The organism is uncultured Amnibacterium sp., from assembly GCF_964244015.1.
GTDB lineage: Bacteria > Actinomycetota > Actinomycetes > Actinomycetales > Microbacteriaceae > Amnibacterium.
The window spans coordinates 1-5,179 of sequence record NZ_CAXTHO010000160.1 but is presented as its reverse complement, the minus strand read 5'-3'; the positions used below and the strand labels follow the sequence as shown (position 1 = coordinate 5,179).

General features: G+C 72.3%; 4 protein-coding genes. All 4 read left to right on the top strand.

Annotated elements, in window-relative coordinates:
- The first annotated feature begins 101 nt into the window (after positions 1-101).
- Positions 102-1,052 (top strand): homoserine kinase, encoded by a 951-nt coding sequence (gene thrB / locus ACFE67_RS13825; RefSeq protein WP_375407456.1) that lies wholly within the window; start codon positions 102-104, stop codon positions 1,050-1,052.
- Positions 1,053-1,202: 150 nt separating this feature from the next.
- Complete coding sequence (gene rho, locus ACFE67_RS13820; RefSeq protein ID WP_375407455.1) at positions 1,203-3,368, top strand: transcription termination factor Rho; 2,166 nt, start codon at positions 1,203-1,205, stop codon at positions 3,366-3,368.
- Complete coding sequence (prfA, locus tag ACFE67_RS13815; protein ID WP_375407454.1) at positions 3,365-4,471, top strand: peptide chain release factor 1; 1,107 nt, start codon at positions 3,365-3,367, stop codon at positions 4,469-4,471. The genes rho and prfA overlap by 4 nt, the downstream gene beginning before the upstream one ends.
- A 46-nt stretch (positions 4,472-4,517) precedes the next feature.
- Positions 4,518-5,171 carry a class I SAM-dependent methyltransferase gene (locus tag ACFE67_RS13810; protein WP_375407453.1) on the top strand — a complete coding sequence of 218 codons (654 nt, stop codon included), beginning with the start codon at positions 4,518-4,520 and terminating at the stop codon, positions 5,169-5,171.
- Positions 5,172-5,179: the final 8 nt, after the last annotated feature.

Below are 5,179 nucleotides of genomic sequence, written 5' to 3'. Positions count from 1 at the left end.
AAGGACCCGCAGTGGGCGCTGAAGGGCCCGGGCGGCGAGGAGGCGAAGCCGACCGTCGTGCCCGTCGACGCTGCCGCCATCGCGCAGACCCTGGGTCTCGGGTGAGCTCGAAGGTCCCCGTCGGCCGCTCGGCGACGGTGGAGGTGCCGGCAACCACGGCGAACCTCGGCCCCGGCTTCGACACCCTCGGCCTCGCGCTCAGCGTCTACGACGTGCTCACCGTCACCGCCTCCGACGTGCCCGGCGTCCGCGTCGACGTCCGCGGTGTCGGCGCCGGCGAGGTGCCGACCGACGAGACCAACCTGGTCGCCCGCGCGATCCTCCGCGTGTTCGAGGAGGTGGGGGAGGAGCCTCCCGGCCTCGACCTCATCGCCAGGAACACCATCCCGCACGGCCGTGGCCTCGGTTCCTCCGGTGCCGCGGTGGTGTCCGGCATCGTCGCGGCGAAGGGGCTGCTCGACGGCATCGCCGAACTCGACGGCGATCGGCTGCTGGCGATCGCGACGTCGATGGAGGGGCACCCGGACAACGTGGCACCCGCCCTGTTCGGCGGCCTCACCATCGCGTGGACGGGCAACGGCGGGCCCCAGCACAAGCGCCTCCTGCCGCACCGCAGCGTCTCGCCGCTGGTGCTCGTGCCCGAGCAGACGATGTCGACCGCGCTCGCCCGCAGCCTCCAGCCCGAGCACGTTCCGCACGCCGACGCGATCTTCAACGTCTCGCGCTCCACGCTGCTGATCGCGGCGCTGATCCAGTCGCCCGAGCTGCTCGGCACTGCGACCGAGGACCGGCTGCACCAGTCGTACCGGGCGAGCGCGATGCCCGAGACGGACCGGATGATCACGCTGCTGCGCGCCGCCGGCCACGCCGCCGTCGTCTCCGGGGCAGGGCCGTCGATCCTGGTGCTGGCCAGCGACCCGTCGCAGCGGCTGGCCGCTGCCGAGCTCGTGACCTCCCGCGCGGAGCAGCGGTGGGCGGCCCTCCTCCCGGCCGTGGACATCAAAGGTGCTACGCTCGAAATCAAGCAGGCAGCCGCGCGCACCCACTCCTGACGGAGCGCACGGAACGTCTCCTCGGCCGAATCTGAGGCCGGAGCGGTCTCGCCCGAAGCGCGGTATCACCGCCTTCACACGTGTGAACACCCAGGGGCACGGGAAAGACCCGGTGCTTCTTCGGGGCCTGAGGACCCCATCATCCCGATCGTGACCGAAGTCGAATCGCGACCTCGCGCCGCCGGCACCCCGGTGCCGCGCCTCTCGCGCACCCGTCTGACCGCTCTGCGCGTCGACGAGCTGCGGCGGCTCGCCGTGTCCCTCGGCATCGGGAACACCTCCACCATGCGGAAAGGCAGTCTTGTGGACGCCATCGACGAGCAGTACGACACCACCCCCGAGAGCGAGCAGGAGACCCCTGCGCCCGCTGAGGAGCAGACCCCGGAGGCGCAGCAGCCAGCGGAAGCGCTCCCCGAGACCGTGACCGCCGCCGAGGACGCGGTGGACGAGGGCAGCGCCGAGCAGTCGTCCGCTGCGCCGAGCCCCGCCGAGGAGGCGCCCGCCGCTGGCGAGGCACCCGCGGACGAGGCACCCGCGGACGACTCGCCCGCCCAGCAGGAGGCGGTCAGCACGCAGGTCGACCCCGTCGAGCCCCAGACCGAGCGCCACGCCGCCGAGACGGCAGAGCCCGCCGCCGAGACGGCAGAGCCCGCCGTCCAGACCGTGCGCGTCGACGAGGCAGAGGGCGGCGCGGAGATCTCCGACGCGGTCGCGCAGTCCTCTGGTACGAACCAGCCGAAATCGGCCGCGACGCACGTCAACGCGGGGATCACGGGCATCGCGGAGGACCTCGAGGCGCTGCAGCGCGGCGAGCAGGCCGATCGCGACGCTGCCTCGGCGGTGGAGGAGCAGCCCGCCGAGGGCGAGCGCACCACCGGTCGACGTGGCCGCGGCCGCGGCCGCGGGCGCGGCAACCAGGCCGAGAAGAGCGAGCAGCCGAAGGTCGACGCGCAGGCGGCGACGTCGGTCGACGAGCAGCAGGCCAAGGCCGATGCACCCGCCAAGGCCGAGCCGGCGCAGCAGAACCAGCCGAAGCAGCAGGGCAACCAGCAGCAGGGCAACCAGGCGAACCAGCCGCAGGACGGCCAGGCCGACGGCGACGGCCGTCGCGGACGCTACCGCGACCGCAAGCGCCGTGGTCAGGGCACGGACTGGGACGAGCCCGAGATCCGTGACGACGACGTCCTGATCCCGATCGCCGGCATCCTCGACGTGCTCGACAACTACGCGTTCGTCCGCACCTCCGGCTACCTCTCCGGCACGAACGACGTCTACGTCTCGCTCGGCCAGGTGAAGAAGTACCACCTGCGCCGCGGCGACGCGGTCGTCGGTGCGATCCGCCAGGTGCAGGACACCGAGCAGCCGAGCCGTCAGAAGTACAACGCGCTCATGAAGGTCGACTCGATCAACGGCCTGCCCGTCGCGGAGGCGGAGGGCCGGCTCGAGTTCGAGAAGCTCACGCCGCTCTACCCTGCCGAGCGCCTTCGGCTCGAGACCGAGGCCGGCAAGCTCACCGCGCGCGTCATCGACCTCGTCGCGCCGCTCGGCAAGGGCCAGCGCGGCCTCGTGATCGCGCCCCCGCGCTCCGGCACCACGCTGCTGCTGCAGGCGGTCGCGAACGCGATCACGAAGAACAACCCCGAGGTCCACCTGATGGTGGTGCTGGTCGACGAGCGCCCCGAGGACGTCACCGAGATGCAGCGGACGGTCAAGGGCGAGGTCATCGCCTCGACCTTCGACCGCCCGGCCGAGGACCAGACCACGGTCGCCGACCTGGCCGTCGAGCGCGCGAAGCGCCTCGTCGAGCTCGGTTACGACGTCGTGATCCTGCTCGACTCGATCACGCGCCTCGCCCGTGCGTTCAACCAGACCGGCCACCAGTCGGGCCGCCTGCTCGCCGCGGGTGTCGACGCGGCCGCGCTGCAGCCCGCGAAGCAGTTCTTCGCCGCCGCCCGCAACATCGAGAACGGCGGCTCGCTCACGATCCTCGCCGCGGCGCACATCGAGACGGGTTCGGCCGCCGACGAGGCGATCCTCGCCGAGTTCGTGGGCACCGCGAATCAGGAGATCGTGCTGTCCGGCGCCCTCGCCGACAAGCGGATCTTCCCGGCCATCGACATCACCCGCTCGGCCACCCGCCGCGAGGAGATCCTGATGGGGCCGGACGAGGTCAAGGTCACCTGGCAGCTGCGGCGCGCGATCGCGAACCACACGCCGCAGGAGGCGCTCGACGTCGTCACCGGCAAGCTGCGGGAGACGAGTACGAACGTCGAGTTCCTCGTCCAGATGCAGAAGTCGCTGCCGAGCGGGAAGTGACCGGTCCGGCCGGAGCGGATGCGGACGACGGGTTCGACTCCGTCGCTCCGCTGGTCGCGGAGCATGCGGATCTCGAGCGTCAGCTCGCCGATCCCGAGTTGCACGCCGACGCCGGCCGGGCGAAGAAGGTCGGCCGGCGGTACGCCGAGCTCGGTCAGATCGTGGGTGCGTGGGACACGTACCGGCAGCGCCGCGACGACCTCGCGGCCGCCAGGGAGCTCGCGGCGGAGGACGAGGCGTTCGCCGCCGAGATCCCGGACCTCGAGCTGGCCGAGACCACCGCGTCTGACCGCCTCCGCAGCCTGCTGATCCCGCGCGACCCCGACGACGGGCGCGACGTGATCCTCGAGATCAAGGCGGGGGAGGGCGGCGAGGAGTCGGCCCTGTTCGCCGCCGACCTGCTGCGGATGTACCTGCACTACGCCGAGTCGAAGCGCTGGAAGACCGAGCTGCTCGAGCGCACCGAGAGCGACCTGGGCGGCTACAAGGACGTGCAGCTGGCCCTCAAGGGGTCGTCGACCGATCCCGCCGAGGGCGTCTGGGCGCACCTGAAGTACGAGGGCGGCGTGCACCGCGTGCAGCGGGTGCCGAAGACGGAGGCGCAGGGCCGCATCCACACCTCCGCCGTCGGCGTGCTCGTGTTCCCCGAGGTCGACGAGCCCGAAGAGGTCGTCATCGAGGCGAACGACCTGAAGATCGATGTCTTCCGTTCCTCCGGTCCCGGCGGCCAGAGCGTCAACACCACCGACTCGGCCGTCCGGATCACGCATCTGCCGACCGGCATCGTCGTGTCGATGCAGAACGAGAAGAGCCAGCTGCAGAACCGTGAAGCGGGCATGCGGGTGCTGCGTGCGCGCATCCTCGCCGCGCAGCAGGAGGCGGCGGACGCGGAGGCGTCGGCCGCGCGCCGCAGCCAGGTGCGCACGGTGGACCGCTCGGAGCGCATCCGCACCTACAACTACCCCGAGAACCGGATCAGCGACCACCGCACCGGGTACAAGGCGTACAACCTCGATCAGGTGCTCGACGGGGCGCTCGAGCCGATCGTCCGCTCGGCGATCGAGGCTGACGAGGCCGCTCGCCTCCGCGCCCTCGGCGAGTAGGGCCCGGTTCGGGTCGCACGCATCCGCGGCGGCGAGCATGGCGGTCATGAGCACCGCCTTCCCGCCCGGCTTCTTCGCCCGTGACGACGAGTCCGCCGACGGCCGCTTCTACGCCGCTCCGCGCCTCGTCACCCACATCGACGACGACGCGATCGCCGCGGTGGGGGAGCTGTACGACGAGCTCGGCGTCTCCGGATCGGCCGACCGCCCGACGCGGGTGCTCGACCTGATGTCGTCGTGGGTGTCGCACCTGCGCACCCCGCCGGCCGAGCTGGTCGTGCTCGGGATGAACCCGGCCGAGCTCGACGCGAACGCGCAGGCGACGGAGCGGGTCGTGCAGGACCTGAACCGCGACCCGGCGCTGCCGTTCCCGGACGCGTCCTTCGACGCGGCGCTCTGCTGCGTCTCGGTGGACTACCTGGTGCGGCCCGTCGAGGTGCTCGCCGAGACGGCACGCGTGCTGCGGCCGGAGGGGGTCCTGGTGCTCACGTTCTCGAACCGGCTGTTCCCCACGAAGGCCGTGCACGGCTGGCTGGCCGCGGATGAGGACGGCCGCTGCGCGATCGCCGCGGAGTACGTCCGGCAGGCTGGCGGCTTCGCGGAGCCGGAGGTCTCGCTGCGCACGCCGCCGGGGCCGGGTCGCGGCGGGCGCTACCGGGGCGACCCGCTGTACGCCGTCGTCGCCCGCCGGCTCGTCTGAGGCGCAGC